The sequence below is a fragment of the Parabacteroides sp. An277 genome, assembly GCF_002159645.1.
Taxonomy (GTDB): Bacteria; Bacteroidota; Bacteroidia; order Bacteroidales; family Tannerellaceae; genus Parabacteroides.
Genome location: NZ_NFJB01000004.1, coordinates 36,799 through 54,536 on the forward strand (window position 1 = coordinate 36,799; position 17,738 = coordinate 54,536).

Consider the following 17,738-nt stretch of genomic DNA (forward strand, 5'->3'; position numbering starts at 1 on the left):
TGAGGTTAAGTCATTGGTACGTTTGGTCTTATGTGTATCTATTGTTATATAGTTATCATATATATTCATGGATAATGGTTACCATCCACGAAGGATGGATATAAATAGTCACTGTGACTATTACTCATTAGTCACTGTGACTATTTGTCATTAGTCACTGTGACTTTTTATGATGAGTCATTATGACTATGGAATGTCATTCTTCGTGGATATAAAAAGAGACCCATAAAGAGGTAAGGTTTTACCTCACTATGGGTCTTTTTTATGATCCACTATGAATGTGGGTTAAGGGTCATGATGGATGTTGTCATCTCTTATTCTTGCTCCGTAGGTAGGGTGAATGAATAGACGTTTCCACTGTAATCTGCTACGTAGAGATGCGTTCCATCGTGGGTGATAGTACCGAAGATAGGTGCACCGGTCTTGTGTTTCCACGTAACCCGTCCTGTCTGGGCATCTATACCATAGAGGATACCGTCTGAACCTCCTACATAGATAGTATTATTGACCAAGATAGGCGAAGCATCTACAGTAGCGACTGGATGGCGCGAATAGGGTGAAGTGTATATCAATGCAGGACTGGTGGCTACACTCCATTGTTCCTCGAAGGTCTCCCTATTTAAGGCTACTACCCCACGTCCTTGTGTACCTATGATGATGAGTTCTTTAGTAACTAAAGGCGTAGCATTCGTGTTTACGCTATACGGGAGTTCTTTACTCAGGATGATATGTCCTGTTGAGGGTTCAATGAGGTAGAAGGCATTCCCTGAAGCCAGGTATAAAAGACCGTCTACATAGGCCGGCGATGCCCCACGTTCCCGGATATTCGCGATTTCCCATTTCCATCGTAATGTGCCATCCTGTCGGTCGTTACCATAGAGTCCGCTCCATTGTGTACCAGACACGACTACATCCCCCGCGATGACCGGATGAGACGTAGCCCCTTGGTTCTGGTTCCATCCCTTATTAGTCCAGAGGGGACGACCCGTCGTGACGTCGTAAGCTCCAAAGCCGCGACCCGTACCGGCAAATAATGTATCACCTTGGGCAATCACCCCCTCAATGATAGAAGGCAGTCCATCTACATCCAGTTTCCGCTCCCACAGTAGCGTGCCGTCGTCGGCCTTAATGCCATAGAGGTACCCCTCTACATCTTGTGCCATGACGACCCCTTTTGCATAGGCAATGGTGTTCTTAATGGAGTTGCGCACAGGGTAACGCCAGAGCAGCTTGCCACTCCCTTTATCCAGTGCAAAGAGAGCCGCTTCGCCTCGCAGGTCCTCGTCTAAGGTAGCCATAAAGAGCTTCCCGTTAGCTACGACAGGATGAGTATAAAGGATATTCCCCTGCAGGTTCGTTATCCAATCGGTGCGCATCATCGTGGGGGATGGTTGAGGGAGAAAAGAGGTCGTCTCCTTTGTGATAGAACCATCGTTACAATAGGCCGTAGCGGTCACGAAGATACGTTGATTAAGGACCGTTTCGGGCAATGTAAAGGAGGCTTGCCAGTTCCAATCCGTCTGGGCTGTGAGCGGTCTATTAGAGAACAGCTCCTTCCCCGCTTCGGTCCGGCATGAATAGGTAATGCGGGTCACCGGTGCTGTTGTATTATAGGCATTGATAGAGAGCCTATAGGCCCCTGATGGCTCCTGCGCACAGTTGTCGTTGGCAATCGAAGCGAACTGCAAGGAATGGTCTATATAAGTATAATGCAACCGTGTAGTAAAGTCGCCCTTGCTATCCACGCTTGCGACGCGGAAGGCAGACGCGGCATGGTCGATACCTCCCTTATCGAGAGTCGAGGTAGAGACTGTTCGTATCTTGCCCTGCTGACGCACGTAATGGATATGCCAATGACCATAGAACCATCCCTTCACATTGTAATCATGAAGGTCGAGGGTCTCTCCATTACCCATATCGAAACGAAACTCGTTGGATGTGCTCAAGAGGTCATGATGGAAGATGACGACGGGTCTATCGTGAGGTTGGGCATCGAGGTCATTCTTCATCCAACGGAAGATATTCGTGCGCTTAAACCCAGGGGCATGGTCACCTCCCAACATGGGTATAACGATATAATGAGTAGAACCCATGTCGAAGGAATACCACGAGGGACCGTAGATGCTCTCAAAGAGCTCTTCACCATAAGCACCCTTTACCAAGTCATGGTTGCCCAATGCATAAAATACAGGGCAATCCATATTCGACGTATTCATCAAGTGGATATGGTTCTTGAGTCCATTCTCATAACATATATCACCCGTATGGATGATGAATGAAGTTTCATTGTTATGGGTGTAATCGCGTACCTCATTCGCCCAATCGTCCTGGTTGATGGTGTTGAATATTTCGGTATCGGCCACTTGCAAGAAGGAGTGACTTCCATCCCCTTTAATACGTCCCTTGTACTCCTGTAATCCAAAGTCGTAAGACTTGTTCGTGCCTTCGGCCCGAAGGTAATAGCCACGGTCCGACTTGAACCCTGAAGGAGTCGTAATGAAGATGAAGCGTGTCCCCTCATGACCAGGCAAGGTAAAACGCCCCTGGCGGTCTGTAGTGACTACATTCAATCCATCCGATACACATACATTAGAGAGTGTACGTTCACCCTTGTCATACTGCCCGTTGCGGTTCGAGTCTACATATACATGACCCTCGTAGGCAGCCTGCCCAGACAACGCACAGCCGAGCATACATAAGATTAAATTTACTTTACTCATGAATTTGATAAGTTTGCTATTAATACTCTTAAAACAGGTGCAAAGATAGTCTTTCTTATACATTATATATATAAGGAAGGAAGGAAAATGAAGAGGAGGCTATTCCATCCAAGAACAGCCTCCCTATCTAAACAAAGTCACCTGTGAACAGGTACATTCGTCCTATTATTCCCACCCATAAGGTTGCTTGAGGTTGGGGTTCAGTGTCATCTGACTTAAGGGTATAGGTAGATAGTAATGTTTAGGACTAATGAAATGCCGTGGGTTCTGTAAATAGGAGGTGAAGTTGATATGCCCAGACTCTCCCTCAGAGAGGTAAAAGCCATCATCCGTGCCATCTTCTTTCTCCAGATAGTAGAGTGTTAAGTTACTACGAACGTCGGCAGGCAGACCCTGCAAGCGAAGTGTATTAGAGGGATTAGCCAGAATCGCTATGTCTTCCCTATCATCTCCCGTTATATCGAAGGCACCCAAGCTAGGGAAGTAAGCCCCCTCGTTATTTAAGGCAAACAACTCTCCTACTGCCCAACATTGGATATCGTTCCATCGTAACCCTTCGCAAGCAGTCTCTACGCGTCGTTCCCGCCGAATCTCAAGGATGACCCCACGGTTCGTACCAGAGACGTTAGGATACTGCTCAATGAGCCAGGCATCCGGATGCGCGTTGGCATCACTCAGACTCATCGCGGGCATTTGTACAAGGGCACGAAGGAGGTTGATGCTACGGTCTAAATCCTCTTGAGTAAGCGTCCCTAACTCTGCCTTTGCTTCCGCATAATTGAGGAGCACTTCACCATATCGGAAGATAGGGAGCGAAGTGTAATCCATGTCCCATCCTTCCCGTAAGCTCTCATCCCTGGGATAGAATTTAAGCTGATCATAACATCCCGCCGTGATCTTGGGTATATAGGGTGAGCCACTCTCCGTGCGCCTAAACCCTGGATAAGTAAAGGTCTCCTTAAAGCGAGGATCCCGTCCCTCAAAAACATCCTTGAAGCCCATCCTATTGTACCCAGGCTGGTCAGTGAAGCGTGACCCATCTGCCATAAGATAAGTCTCCATCAAGCTACGGCTAAGTGACCATTGCCAGCCCTGCACGCTACTGGTATTGTTGGAAACCCCTAAGCTCTTGTCTGATGCCCGTTGAAGGATGACCTCTGGATTGCTATCAAGGGAAGGAGAGTTAAATAGTAAACCATAGTCAGCTCCACTATTACCATATAGTGAGAATTGGCCACTCGACATGATGGTTTCGCAGGCTTCTACAGCCTTCTCAAGGAACCTCTCGTAGTCTCCCTGCAGACCTATCTCGGCATGGTATTTACGATATGTACCTTCATACAAAGCTACCCTGGCTTGGAGGGCAAGCGCCGCCCATTTGCTAATGCGCGTACGCGTCCCTATATCTTCGCTGATATGGTCTACGGCGTATTGCAAGTCATTCATAACAGAGTCCATGACCATCGCCCGTGGGTCACATGCCTTATACATCTCTTCGGAGTCTGCAGACAGGGCTTCATTATACCAAGGTACATCTGAATAGCTTTTGACCATGTCCGCATAGAAATAGGCACGGAAGAACCTACCTATGCCTATGTAATGGGCTATCTCTTCATCTGTCGTATCCAGCAATTGTGCATGTTGGAGGAAGTAGTTATAGCTTCTTAGCTTTGCCCAATCACCACTCCAGGTCCATCCCGGCGCATTAGCAGAAGTAAGGGTCCCTGTGACCACCTGGTTCATGGTAACTTGCCCATTGAGGTTGATCGCGTCATTGTCTGTCCCTGGGTCTTGATAGGAGGCATTGATATCCTCATAAAACCCATTGGAATAGATCTCTAAGTCTGATGCTGACTTGAAGAAATCAGTGTCGGTTATCTCTGTTAAAGGAGCTCTGTCTAAGAAGTCTGTCTCGCATGAAGCCAATCCTAAAAGAGCCATGCTGATGAGTATATAATTCCTTTTCATATTCCTGTTTATATATTATAAATGTAACTGTTTAATAGGGATAACTATACCCCATGAATTAGAAGCCTAAGTTAAAGCCAAAGGAGAATGTACGCTGCATAGGATAGGACTTACCCAAGTTCCCGGTGGTTTGTGTCTCTGGGTCTAATTTCTCGTCCAGATGGTTCCATGTCCAGAGGTTCTCGGCACTAAAGTAGAAGCGCAGGTTCTCTATATGCCACTGGTTCACCAACGCCTTAGGTAATGTATAACCCAAGGTCAAGTTCTTCAAGCGTAAATAGGACGCGTTCTGAAGATACTGGGTCTGAGGCATACCCAACTCACTATTACCTTCAGCTGCGTATGCCTTCACTCGTGGGAAGTAAGCATCTGGGTTCTCGGCTGTCCAATGGTCCATATTAAGGACGGTGACATTGGTCCATGGTTGCGCATAGATGCCCCAGAAGTAGAAGTTACTTGCTTCCGGATACCAATCCCTCTTGCCAACTCCTTGGAAGAAGGCACTTACATCAAAGCCCTTCCAAGCAGCATCCAATGTAAAGCTATAGGGCAGACGAATAGAGCTATTCCCTATTATCTTACGATCACCTGGGTCGGCCAGTGTTCGTTGCCCCCGGGTAATACGCCCGTCTCCGTTCAGGTCTTTGTATTTTGTATCTCCTACATAGAAGCGATATGACTGGTCATCTTCCCCCACTTCGGATTGGTCTAATGCATCTACTTCCTCTTGTGTAGCGAACCTTCCGTCATTGATAAAGCCCCATATTTCGCCTATCTCCATGCCTACATAATACTGGCTATTCAAATTACTATTTTCAATGGCAGAAGTGACACCTATCTTGTTTCCATTCTCATCAAATACATCTACATAGTTGTCATATTTAGTAATGAAAGAACGACTATCCGAGATGTTGGCCTTGATGCCATATTGGAAGGGAGAACCAACCAATTCGAACTGGTCACGCCACTGCAAACTAAGCTCCCAACCACGAGTCTTCATGTCTGCCGCATTCTCTCGCGGAGCCTCTGCACCTACGACTGCTGGTAACTCTTTACTGGGTCCCAACATGTTCTTCGTAATACGTTTATAAATATCGAATGTGGCCGTCAATTGGTTATTGAGGAAACCAAGGTCCATACCAAAGTTCCCTGTGTTTACCGTCTCCCAAGTAAAGGATGCTGATACCAAACCAGGCTGATACACGGCGATAGGCAGTTCTCCATCTAATATCTGTCCAATCTGCCCCGACGACATGGCAGCGATAGAGGGGTAATACACTTGGTTCCCATTTGAATCAATCACCACCTGATTACCTAATGAACCATACGAACCACGAAGCTTTAAGTTACTCATCTGTATCTTCTCTGCAATCGGCTTGAAGAACTCTTCGCTCGTCACAGACCAAGCCACAGATCCTGACGGGAAGAATCCCCATTGGTCATCATGTGGGAAGCGTGAAGACCCATCGTAACGACCATTAAATTCCAAGATATAACGGTTATCATAGATGTAATTGATACGTCCGAAGAAGCCTTGTAACGCCAATTGATGACGGGTATTTGTCGTAGTTTGTGTACCGGTAGAGAGACCTATTTCTGGTAAGTTACTCGTGATAATACCTTCGCGATACATATAGTCTTCGCGATAGTCTGTATACTCCGAGTTGAACCCTGCCATGATATTAAAGAAATGCTTCTCATTGAATGTCTTGACGAAGTTAGTATAGATATTATAGACTGCATACCGCGTGTCATAAGCACGGAAGGAGGTATAATCGTTAGACCCGAACTCGCCTGTCTCGTATTGGATCGGTTCGTTCGGCCCTGCCTTATAAGGAACACGTTGCCAATAAGCATCTTTATTTTCGTTCGTGAAGCGGAAGTTCGCATCGGCATTAAGCGTCCAGACATCCTTTATGAGGTCAAACTTGCTGCTAATGGAGACGGAGGTTTCATTCACTTGGTCGTTCGTACGTCCTCCCTCTTGGAGCATTCCCAAACTGCCAGCACCTACGCTGGTCCATGTTCCGTCCGGATTACGCGGAATATCCAACGACGGCTTACGATTAATCTGATGGAAGAAGCTCACACCCGTATCGAGGACTGTCGGCGAACCATAGTTACTGTTCGTATATGCTATATTTAATCCGGCTTTCCACCATTTCGTGATTTGCAAGTCCGCATTCGAACGGAAATTGAAACGTTTCAATTTATCATTACCATAACGTAATAAACCATTCTCTTGATAGTATCCACCCGATACATAATAAGATAGTTTATCGTCCTTCTTCGCTATATTAAAATCGGCTGAATAGGTAGATGTTGTATTTCGATATGTTTCGTCCATCCAGTCTGTTGAACCATAATAAGCCCACTTGTTCGGATCTGCCGGGTCAAGTGCGACGATAGGTAACGAAGGATCCTGTTCACGTTGTAACGCATAATCGATTTGCTGTTGACTATAAAGGTAAGCACGAAGCGGTTGGGCGGCAGCGTTCTTCATCTCCATCACCGTCACCGGGTCGGTAATATATTCTGGATGTTCCCCCCGCGTACGGATACCGTAATTGCCGCTGGCACTGATTTGCAGCTTATCACTTTTCGCCCGCTTCGTCGTCACCAATACTACGCCAAAGGCCGCACGTGCACCATAAATAGCGGCTGCTGATGCATCCTTCAAGACAGATATATTCTCGATATCAGCCGGGTTGATACGTGCCAACTCTTCTGCGCTGACCGGTACATTGTCCACCAGGATAAAGGCATCGCCACCGTTTGAACCCGCATTGATAGAACCCATACCACGGATGTTCATCGAAGGAGCTTCGTTCGCCCGTCCGCTGCTTCGAGTAATGTTTAAGTTCGGCACCGCGCCTTGCAAACCCGTGTTCACATTCGTAATCGGACGGTTCTCCAAGACTTCTCCTCCGACGGCCTGCACTGCGCCTGAAAGGTTCACTTTCTTCTGTACACCATAACCTACCACCACCAGTTCGTCCAGCGACTGCGAATCTTCCTTCAAATCGATTGTAAATTCCGTCTGGTTGCCTACCGGGATTTCCTGCGTCGTATATCCAATGTAAGAAATCTGCAAAACAGCGCCTGCCGGTACATCATTTAACATAAACTTACCATCCAAGTCGGTTATCGTACCCGTCGTCGTGCCTTTGATAACGACATTCGCACCCGTCACGGGTCCATATTCATCCGACACCGTCCCCGTTACGGTCTTTCCATCTTGCATTGTACTTGTTAAACCATCCGCATTGGCATTCGTGAACGCGGATACACCACTTTTAGAAGTGGCTTGAGCTACGCTCGCCGAAAGCAACATGACTCCAAGCAACGAGCGTCCTACCCAAATTGTCAATGTGTTTCTTTTGTCCATTTATGCTATTTTTAAAAATCGCAGCAAAAGTAAAAGTCGTTTTTTACAAATTCATTGCATGTATTTAGAAGCGTATAACAACCAAAAACAATCAGAAATATCCAATCGTAAATCTCTATTTATCAGTGTATTCTAAAAATCAACACTTTTCGGCTGCTTTTTGATTCTTCCCAAATTTCCACATATTTTTGAGACGTATTTCTGACGTGGAGAATTTGCGGAGCTTGTTTCTTGTCACATCGTGCAGACAGTTTACAAGGGTTTACAACCGTTTACGACAAGCGACAGTAACCGCTCCTACTTGCAGCGATGGTAACATCGTGCAGAAAGGCGACAACGGTTGACTGCCGTTTACTTCCATTCACCATTTCAGGGATACACGATTGAAGGAATGAACATGTAAACGATAAAGCAGCATGAAAGCAACAAGAAAATGCAGTTTTTGCGGCAAGTCATTTGTAACCTGGAGCGGGGTGCAGAGATATTGCAGCGAGGCTTGTCAGGCGAAAGCCAAACGAGCCAGAACGGAACAGAAGAACAACCTCTTCAAAGCCGCCAAACCCTTGATGGAGATACAGCATCAGGAGTATCTCACCTTTTCCAAAGCAGCCACACTCATGGGCTGTTCCCGGCAGTATGTTTATAAACTTGTAGCCCTCGGCAAGCTGAAAGCCTCACGTATCAGCAACCGCATGGCATTCATCCGCAAGGCGGACATTGAGCGGATGCTGGAGGGCAACCCCTACCACCGTGTCCTGCCCGGCAGCACTTCCGCATCGAGAAAATCCGCATCATCGTCCTTACCAGCCAAAAGAGAAAAAAGGGAAAAAGAAATTGATGAAGTTCTGGATTTCTATTCGGGCGAGGAGGTGATGTCGCTCTTCAAGGTCAAGCAGTCGTGGCTATACACCACCGCCAAGCGTAACCGCATACCTATCTGCCGCATCGCAGGGAAGAACTATTACAGCAAAAAACACATTGACGAGTTCTTCGGTGTGGCTGTAGATACAAGCAATATCACCGACTGGCTCCTGATTGAAGAAGCGGAAGAACTGTTCGGCATGAAGCCGGGCGCACTCCGGGCATACGCCCACCGTCACAGGATACCGACCAAAAGAGAATACGGGCGCACTTACTACTCCAAATTCCATCTGGACGAACTCCGCAGGACAGACCTCGTGAACGATGAACGCTACTACACCGTGGAGCAAGTCCGGCAGATTTACGGGCTTTCCTCCGCCAACATCAGCCATATCGTCAAGGTGAAGCGCATCGAAAAGATAAAAGTAGGCATGAAAAACCTGCTTTTGCGCTCCGATGTGGAGCGTGTCATGGCTGAAAGGGAGAAACAACCATGAGCAACCGACATTACCGGAAAATTATTTCAAAATGATTGCCGTGGAGGTCTTCACGGTTGTTTCACGTTGTTTTTTTGCCACCGTAAACACGGGGACACCCCCGAAAATGTACAACTTAAAACATCATCGATATGAGCAAATGCAAGACAGTTACCTTGCGCAAGCGCAAGATTAAGAACGGTACACAGTATTCGCTGTGTCTGGATTATTATCCCGGCTACCGTGACAACACCACCATGAAAGTGATTACACGTGAAGCTTTGGGAATTTACATCTTCGCCAAACCAGCCAACCAGCAGGAGCGTGACTTCAACGCACGCATGATGAAAAAGGCGGAGATACTTCGCAACAGACGTTACGAAGCCATCTTCAACGAGAACAACGGCTTCTTTGACAAAGCCAGGATGAAAGGGGATTTCCTCGCCTACTTCAAGGAACTGGCAGATAGGAAGAATATCAAGTGGCAGCACGTCTATAAGCACTTTAAGCGGTTTGTAAAGGGTAAATGCACCTTTGAAGAAGTGGATGTGGACTTGTGCCGCAAGTTCATGGAATACCTGCTTAATGCACCCCAATCCATACACACCAACCAAAAGCTGCATATCAATTCTGCGGCAGGCTACTGGTCGGCATTCCGTGCAGTACTTCACACCGCCTACCGGGACAGGAAGATAAAGGAAAACCCCAACGGATTCTTAGACCGCATCGAGAGTATTCCCACCATGAGGGAACATCTGAGCCAAGAGGAACTGATACGGCTTGCCGAAACCCCTTGCGAGGAAGAGGTCTTGAAAAGGGCGTTCCTTTTCGCCTGCCTGACCGGACTGCGGAAGAGCGACATTAGGCAGCTCACTTGGCAGCAGATACAGCCGTACACCAACGGCAAGATGTTCGTGACCACCCGTATGCAAAAGACGAAGCAGATTGTACACAATCCCATCAGTGATGAAGCCTACGGACTGCTCGGGGAACGGCATGAAGGGCTTATCTTCGAAGGATTCAAGGATAAGATGCTGCAGGGTCCCCTAAAGCGTTGGCTGTTGGCGGCAGGCATAACCAAGAAAATAACCTTCCATTGTACCCGGCATTCATTCGGAAGCCTGCACGTGGAAATGGGTACGGACATGGCTGTCATACAAGCCTATATGGGACACAAGAACATTACCACCACACAGATTTATTCCAAGATGGCGGCACAGCAGATGTGCGAGGTCGTGGACAAGATAACCCTGAAACGCAAGGAGGCATAAGGCATCCTCAAATTCCGGGATATTCAGAGGGAGCGGTTATTGCGTGGAGCTTTAACCGCTCCCTCTGTTTTTTGCCCACCATTCCTTAAAAAGTCCTTAAAGTACGATAATCGGGTGCGATTCCGGACATTTGGTGAAAAACATTGAAAAAGAAACCGCTAACCAAGGATAATGAGTAATAATTGGAAGAAGACTATTAAATTTGCAAAAACAGCAACAAGTAACAACCGAATAAGACAAAAAACATGGAACCGTCCGTAAAAGACAAACATATCATTTTAGGATTTGTCGGCTTTGCCATCCTCCTAATATCTTCCATAGCGACACTGATTGTCGCAGAGAAATTCAATCAGGACAACTTTGTACGCCTGATAGTTTTTGTATGCAGCAACCTCCTTGGCTGGCTGCTCTATCTCTCTTTCCAGACAGTCATCTTCGACACATACGAAATCTACCGAATCAAGTTCGGCAAGAAAAAGACACCTGCCGAAATTACAGAGATTCGGGAAGACCAGCCCCAAGATGCACACAAGCCTGTAACCCCGGCATCAATGGCGACAGGTGGAGAAGCAACCCCGGATATAAGACCGGCAGAGATTGCCATATCTCCGGAGCTTCACGAGAAAAACCGTGCTGATTACGAGGACAGGGAGCAGCGGGAAAATGAAGAGCGCATCGCTATGGTCATGGAATACATCCATTTCATCATGCCCCGTATCGCAGACAAGGAGACCGTGAACCACATCTGTGGCGAGGTCAACAACTGGATGCGGCTTCACAGCTACAAGCCCAAGCCGATAAAAGGACGGCTGACCAAAGACATTTCAAACATTCCGCTCCGCCATTTCGTGTGGAATATCTCCGAGCGTTTCATGTACAAGAAATACTACACGGGGGACAACCGTGCCCGCTTCATCAGCACCCTTTTTCCACGGGAGTTTGCCGATACAGACATAGCGACCATCAAGAACTTCAAGGTAGAGCCGTTAAAGACACTGATTCCCATTGACGAGCCTGAAAACAGCAGACTGGATTTCCATTATCCGGCAGATTATGTACGGGAAAAGTATAACCAGCCTTTCAACAACCAATAATCACGGGTAATCAATAACAGATAACTGTCTGTATCACATCGTTTCCCGAATAACTTTACCCGTCATTCACGGTTAGGCATCGTTATTCGGGAATTATTTTGCAATGACCTTTCGTGGAGGTATTCACGGCTGTATCATTCCGGTCCTTTGCGCCATGCCTTACAAAAGAGGCGAGTACGCAAATGGAAAAAACAATGATTACATTCAACGACCTCCCGGAGGTCGTGGCTCAGCTTCGGGACGAGGTGATGAGCCTGAGAAGCCTGCTTACCGAGCAGCGCAGTGTGAACAATGCAAAGGCGGTGGACACCCATGTCCCCATGTCAGTGGAAGAGGCAGCGGAATATCTGGGCATTCCCAAAGGCACGCTCTATATGAAGCTGTCGGAGGGAAGCATTCCCGCCACCAAGCCCGGAAAACGATATTGTCTTTACAGGGACGAACTGGACAAATGGCTGGAATCCTCCCGTAAGAATCCTGTACCCCTGTCCGATGAGGAACTCTGCGAATCCATATCCTCCTCCCACCGCCGCAAGCCCGGTCAACGTAATTGGTAAACGTCATGGAAGAGGACAAGAATTATATCAGTCTGATACATGGCGACCTGACGAGGGCAACCCAAGTGCAGCACGGAATGCCGGACTGCATCGGCGTGATGAGTATCAAGACCGCCAACCGGACGATACTCGAAGCATCGCTGCTGCCCACGCCCCGTGCGTTGTGGGACAGTTCCTGGTATGAGGGGGAACTGTCCTGCCTCTTTGCGGATTCCAATGTAGGCAAGTCCATCCTTGCCTTGCAGATAGCCGACCGTATCGCCCGAACGGACAATGTGCTGTATCTGGATTTTGAACTGTCCGAAAAGCAGTTCCAGCTCCGCTATACCAGCGAGCATGGGAAGCCCTACACTTTTCCCGAAAGGCTGTACCGGGTTTCGCTTGACTGCAATTCGTTACTGGAAGCCGATTTCGAGGAAGCCATCATGGGAGGCATAGAGCAAATGGCTCTGCAAACCGGGTGCAAGATTTTCATCGTTGACAATCTTACTTATCTATGTTGTGCTATGGAGAAAGGCGATGCGGCAGGACGGCTGATGATACAGCTCAACAACCTCAAAAAGAAATACGGGTTGTCCGTCCTTGTGCTGGCGCATACCCCCAAACGCTCTTTGGACTGCCCCATCACTTCCAACGACCTTGCCGGCAGCAAACGGCTCTACAATTTCTTTGACAGCGTGTTCGCCATCGGGAAGAGTGCGCAGGACGGAGGGCTTCGCTATGTGAAGCAGCTCAAAGTCCGTTACGGGACATTCTCCCACGATGCGGACAATGTAATCATCTACGAGATTGAAAAGGTGGACGCTTTCCTGCAATTTGTGTTCAGGGGCTATTCAACGGAAAAGGAACACCTGAAGAAACTGGGCGACAATGAATCCAGCCAGAGAGACTGCCAAATATTGCAATTGTCCCGGTCGGGAAAGTCCGTCAGGGAAATAGCCTCACAGGTAAATTGCGGAAAATCCACTGTCAGCCGGATAATCCAGAGCAACAGGAAAGTGGAGGAATCAGCCGTTCCAAGTGTCCCGCTGTCCCAACCCGAAGTAAACGGGACGGTGGGACAACATGGGACAGATGGGACAATGGAGGACACAAAGCAGGTCGGGTTGTTTGCCGGACAGGAAAGAGAGGAGGACAAGCCATGAAACAGCCTGTACATATCTGTATAAAGAATAACCGCCTTGTTTATCGGAGCGGTAACGGAGCAAACGGAAACTTGATTTCCCAGAGTGTCCCAAGATGTCCCACTGTCCCGACCCACAGGACGTGGGACAATGGGACAGGACAACAACAATTTCATGAAAGAAAAGAATAGAGGAGGCTAGCAATGGGCAATTATACATTACAGAAATATAAAGGAACGGCAACACGGCATACCTGCCCGAACTGCGGGGACAAGCGTTCTTTCACATACTATGTGGATGAAAGCGGTACGCCCCTGCATCCGTCTGTCGGCAGATGTAACCATGAAAGCAGCTGCGGGTATCATTACACTCCAAAGGAGTATTTTCATGACCACCCCAAATGCCGTACTGCCAACAGTTTCTCTTTTGACAGGCAAAAGTCGGAACAGAAGTCCATACAGAAACCACGGCAAGCAGCCATAGGCTACATACCGCCAAAGTATGTGGAGAGGTCGCAAAGCGTGCATAGCAATTTCTTCCGCTTCATTTCATCGCTTCTTTATTCCTATTACGGCAGCAAGGCAAAGGAAGTGTTGAAGAGGTTGCTGGAAGAGTACCGTCTGGGGGCTACTCGCGACGGGGCTGTCATCTTCTGGCAGATAGACCGCGCAAACAGGGTACGCACGGGCAAGGTGATGCAATACAATCCCAATGACGGACACCGTGTCAAGGACGGACAGGCATCGGCAGTGGACTGGATACACAGCCTGCTTAAAAGGCGGCATGAGCTGGCAGAGGAATGGCAACTGTCCCAATGCCTGTTCGGAGAACACCTGCTGGGCACTTATTCCGACAAGGTTGTGGTCTTGGTGGAATCCGAAAAGAGTGCCGTTATCGGCTCTGCCATCTTTCCCGGCTATGTATGGCTGGCGACAGGCGGCAAGAGCCAGTTGAGAGAGGAAAAGCTCCGTGTGCTGACCGGGCGCACCGTGCTTCTCTTTCCAGATGCGGACGGATATGCGGAATGGAAACAGCGTGCCGAAAACATGACTTTTTGCAAGACGGTCGTGTCCGACATCATTGAGAAGAATGCCACCCCGGAGCAGAAAGCTGCACATATCGACATAGCTGACTGGATTGTCTTCCAGATACGGGAAAGCAAAATAAATTGTACAGCCGACCACTTGGTAGAGGCGGAAAGAATCCTCCGGCGGATGGTAGAAAAGAACCCCGTCCTGCAAAAGCTGATAGATGCTTTCGACCTTGTACTGGTCGGTGCATCCCCAAGCAACAGTGATGAAAACCCTCCATAGCGGAGGAGAGCGGAAGCCGTAGGCTGTGGGTAACGGACAATGGCTTGCCATTGATATAGCCCACTATAACTACACGCTCCGCTTCCGTAGTTGTGGGCTCTCCCGAGGGGATTAGGGCAAAGCCCTAATGACCCACTCAGGGCGTTTCACCCCTGAGAACCCAGAGCAAAGAGTGACCCTCTCTTTGCAATCTCCGCTTATGGGTTGCACCCCTAAGAACCCCGTGCGATTATGAGCGGACAACAATAAGTTTAATCAACAACCCAAATCAAGTTTTAAGAATATGGCTACAAAATCAAGCATACATATCAAGCCCTGCAAAGTCACATCAAGTGGGGCTCATAACCGGAGAACAGCCGAGTACATGCGTAATATCGGCAAGTCCAAAATTTACATCGTGCCCGAACTCACTGCCAATAATGAGCAATGGATAAACTCCGGCTTCGGCAATCCCGACCTGCAAGCGCACTATGACAACATCAAACGGATGGTCAAGGAAAAGACCGGTCGTGCCATGCAGGAAAGGGAACGTGAACGCAAGGGCAAGAACGGAAAGATAACTAAGGTGGCGGGATGCTCGCCAATCCGTGAGGGTGTGTTGCTCATCAGACCTGACACGACACTGGCTGATGTGCAAAAATTTGGCGAGGAGTGTCGGAGGCGTTGGGGCATCACACCGCTCCAAATCTTCCTGCACAAGGACGAGGGACACTGGCTGGGTGGGCAACCAACCCCGGAGGACAAGGAGAGTTTCAAGGTAGGCGAAAAATGGTTCAAACCGAACTACCATGCACACATCGTGTTCGACTGGATGAACCACGAAACCGGGAAGAGCCGCAAACTTAATGACGAGGATATGACCGAAATGCAGAGTCTGGCATCCGACATTCTCCTGATGGAGCGTGGGCAGTCAAAGGCTGTTACAGGCAAGCAACATTTGGAGCGAAACGATTTCATCATTGAGAAGCAGAAAGAGGAAATGAAACGTCTTGACGCTACAAGGCAGTACAGGGTACACCAATTGGAAATGGCGAATAAGAAGATGCAGGAAACGGAAACTATAACCAATGCCCTTATCGAAAAGGCAAATGAAAAGGAACGGCAGAGCGAAGACCTTGACAGGGCTATCAGCGAGAAACGCTCTAAGCTGAACAGGGAAAAAGGGAGCGAACTTCTGAATGCCGCTGTCGGCTGGGCTACCGGGAAATCAAAAGCACTGAAAAATGAAATAGAGGATTTGCGCAATGAGATTTCCACGCACGAGGAAACCATTGAGCGGTTACAGGGTAAAATACAAACCATGCAGGACAACCATCATCGGGAACTGATGGACTTGAAAGGCAAGCATCAGTCCGAACTGAGCCGCAAGGAAACGGAACATGCACAGGAAACCACAAGGCTTAAAAACCGGATTGCATGGCAAAGCCATATTATCGGCTGCCTCAGTTTCCTGCTGCTAAAAACAAGCGATATCTTTCGTAAGGCTGTTCACTGTATTGTCCGTTTTGCCCGTGATTATTACAAGCCCCGTTTTGACACGGAACAGGTATCGGACATCAAGAGTGCCCTTAGTCTGTTCGGGGAGGACAGACAATCACATCGGGCGGCAGGTGATTTCCTGTATTTCACAGCCAAGCAAAAGGGCGGGTTTGACAATCGGGAGCAAATTAAAGCCAGACGGGAGGTTGACAATGTGGTGGAAGGAAATTATGACCAACAGCAGAAAAGAGGTTTCTCAATGAGAAGATAGCCCATAAGGGGTATAACTAATAATATTGTAAGAATTTGATGTACAATCGAATAAAAAGCGTAACTTTGTGGAAATATCAACGAAGATTATGACTAAAAATACAGATAAACAAGCAATTGATAATTTGGCAGATAACTTCAGTGGTTATGCGACACTGCTTCGTAAAATCAAGCAACGGGTACTGATAGCCCAACAACGGGCGATTTATGCCGCCAACGAAGAAATGCTCCGAATGTATTGGGATATTGGAGGCATGTTGCAGCAAAGTCAAAAAGCAGATGGTTGGGGCAAGAAAACCTTGCAACGCTTGTCCGTGGACTTGAAGAACGATTATTCCGAAATAAAGGGGTTCTCTGTGCGCAATATGCAGTGCATGATACAGTTTTTCAACGAATACAATCAAGAACTTACGATGGTGAAAGGTGCTGATTCTTCAATTGCGCAATCAATGATTGCGCAATTAGGCGAATATAATTTTTCCCTCCCTATCAAGCATTTGGGCTGGACGCATAACCTGATACTCTTACAACAAGTCAAGGATATTCGCGCACGGTATTGGTATATGGTGCAAAGTATTACATCGCATTGGAATACACGCTATCTGCAAGAAGCCATCAAACTTGATGACTATGGAAAGCATGGTGCGTTGGCAAACAATTTCACCGCGACCCTGCCTGTTCCCGAAGCAAACGATGTGAAAGCCATGCTCAAAGACCCGTACATTTTTGATATGCTTACCTTCACAGAGCAATACAATGAGCGTGATGTAGAAATCGGTTTGGTGAAGCATGTAGAGAAATTCCTCGTGGAAATGGGGGCTGGCTTTGCCTTTATGGGGCGGCAGTACCATATCAATGTGTCAGGAGATGATTACTACATTGACATATTGATGTACAACACCTTCCTACACCGCTATTTAGTGATAGAGTTGAAAGATACGGAGTTCATGCCGGAATATATCGGTAAACTGAACTTTTATTGTTCCGCAGTGGACGACATCCTTTGCCGGGAGGGGGATAACCGAACCATCGGACTGCTACTTTGTAAGAGCAAAGACCGTATCAAGGCAGAATATGCCTTGCGTGATATTCAGAAGCCAATCGGAATCTCTGATTATGAGTTAGGACAAGCCTTGCCAAAAGACTTCCGTGGCAGTTTGCCTACGATTGAGGAAATTGAGAAAGAGTTGGAATCTCATTAATTGTAAATAAGATAT

Annotated in this window: 11 protein-coding genes; 8 read left to right on the top strand and 3 right to left on the bottom strand. The window is 47.7% G+C overall.

Annotated features, from left to right (window positions below; translation table 11 throughout):
• Positions 1-314: 314 nt before the first annotated feature.
• The 3 genes from B5F77_RS02485 to B5F77_RS02495 form a co-directional block, all read right to left on the bottom strand.
• On the bottom strand, positions 315-2,720 hold the full coding sequence (locus B5F77_RS02485) for a PQQ-binding-like beta-propeller repeat protein (RefSeq protein WP_087327375.1): 2,406 nt from the start codon (positions 2,718-2,720) through the stop codon (positions 315-317).
• Between the two features lie 165 nt (positions 2,721-2,885).
• Positions 2,886-4,688, bottom strand: coding sequence for a RagB/SusD family nutrient uptake outer membrane protein (locus B5F77_RS02490; protein WP_087327169.1), 1,803 nt, complete (start codon positions 4,686-4,688; stop codon positions 2,886-2,888).
• A 58-nt stretch (positions 4,689-4,746) separates the two neighbouring features.
• A complete protein-coding gene (locus tag B5F77_RS02495) occupies positions 4,747-8,076 on the bottom strand; it encodes a TonB-dependent receptor (protein ID WP_087327172.1) in 3,330 nt (1,109 codons plus the stop codon).
• Between the two features lie 416 nt (positions 8,077-8,492).
• Here B5F77_RS02495 and B5F77_RS02500 point away from each other — a divergent pair, with 416 nt between their 5' ends.
• From B5F77_RS02500 to B5F77_RS02545, 8 genes are all read left to right on the top strand, one after another.
• Positions 8,493-9,434, top strand: a complete 942-nt coding sequence (locus tag B5F77_RS02500) for a helix-turn-helix domain-containing protein (protein WP_087327175.1) — start codon at positions 8,493-8,495, stop codon at positions 9,432-9,434.
• Positions 9,435-9,565: 131 nt separating this feature from the next.
• A complete protein-coding gene (locus B5F77_RS02510; RefSeq protein ID WP_087880204.1) occupies positions 9,566-10,684 on the top strand; it encodes a site-specific integrase in 1,119 nt (372 codons plus the stop codon).
• Positions 10,685-10,929: 245 nt separating this feature from the next.
• Positions 10,930-11,778, top strand: a complete 849-nt coding sequence (locus tag B5F77_RS02520; RefSeq protein WP_087327178.1) for a transposase — start codon at positions 10,930-10,932, stop codon at positions 11,776-11,778.
• Positions 11,779-11,960: 182 nt separating this feature from the next.
• Positions 11,961-12,335 carry an excisionase family DNA-binding protein gene (locus B5F77_RS02525; RefSeq protein WP_087327181.1) on the top strand — a complete coding sequence of 125 codons (375 nt, stop codon included), beginning with the start codon at positions 11,961-11,963 and terminating at the stop codon, positions 12,333-12,335.
• A gap of 5 nt (positions 12,336-12,340) precedes the next feature.
• A complete protein-coding gene (locus B5F77_RS02530; protein ID WP_087327184.1) occupies positions 12,341-13,480 on the top strand; it encodes an AAA family ATPase in 1,140 nt (379 codons plus the stop codon).
• A 182-nt stretch (positions 13,481-13,662) separates the two neighbouring features.
• Positions 13,663-14,772 (top strand): DUF6371 domain-containing protein, encoded by a 1,110-nt coding sequence (locus B5F77_RS02535; protein WP_087327187.1) that lies wholly within the window; start codon positions 13,663-13,665, stop codon positions 14,770-14,772.
• A 283-nt stretch (positions 14,773-15,055) separates the two neighbouring features.
• Complete coding sequence (locus tag B5F77_RS02540; protein ID WP_087327189.1) at positions 15,056-16,522, top strand: mobilization protein; 1,467 nt, start codon at positions 15,056-15,058, stop codon at positions 16,520-16,522.
• An 88-nt stretch (positions 16,523-16,610) separates the two neighbouring features.
• Positions 16,611-17,723: a PDDEXK nuclease domain-containing protein gene (locus B5F77_RS02545; RefSeq protein ID WP_087327192.1), complete on the top strand. Its 1,113-nt coding sequence runs from the start codon at positions 16,611-16,613 to the stop codon at positions 17,721-17,723.
• Positions 17,724-17,738: the final 15 nt, after the last annotated feature.

Coding starts and splice junctions, on each gene's coding strand:
- B5F77_RS02490 (WP_087327169.1), bottom strand. CDS start 4,688: ATGAAAAGGAATTATATACTCATCAGCATGGCTCTTTTAGGATTGGCT.
- B5F77_RS02495 (WP_087327172.1), bottom strand. CDS start 8,076: ATGGACAAAAGAAACACATTGACAATTTGGGTAGGACGCTCGTTGCTT.
- B5F77_RS02525 (WP_087327181.1), top strand. CDS start 11,961: ATGGAAAAAACAATGATTACATTCAACGACCTCCCGGAGGTCGTGGCT.
- B5F77_RS02540 (WP_087327189.1), top strand. CDS start 15,056: ATGGCTACAAAATCAAGCATACATATCAAGCCCTGCAAAGTCACATCA.
- B5F77_RS02530 (WP_087327184.1), top strand. CDS start 12,341: ATGGAAGAGGACAAGAATTATATCAGTCTGATACATGGCGACCTGACG.
- B5F77_RS02520 (WP_087327178.1), top strand. CDS start 10,930: ATGGAACCGTCCGTAAAAGACAAACATATCATTTTAGGATTTGTCGGC.
- B5F77_RS02545 (WP_087327192.1), top strand. CDS start 16,611: ATGACTAAAAATACAGATAAACAAGCAATTGATAATTTGGCAGATAAC.
- B5F77_RS02510 (WP_087880204.1), top strand. CDS start 9,566: ATGAGCAAATGCAAGACAGTTACCTTGCGCAAGCGCAAGATTAAGAAC.
- B5F77_RS02500 (WP_087327175.1), top strand. CDS start 8,493: ATGAAAGCAACAAGAAAATGCAGTTTTTGCGGCAAGTCATTTGTAACC.
- B5F77_RS02535 (WP_087327187.1), top strand. CDS start 13,663: ATGGGCAATTATACATTACAGAAATATAAAGGAACGGCAACACGGCAT.
- B5F77_RS02485 (WP_087327375.1), bottom strand. CDS start 2,720: ATGAGTAAAGTAAATTTAATCTTATGTATGCTCGGCTGTGCGTTGTCT.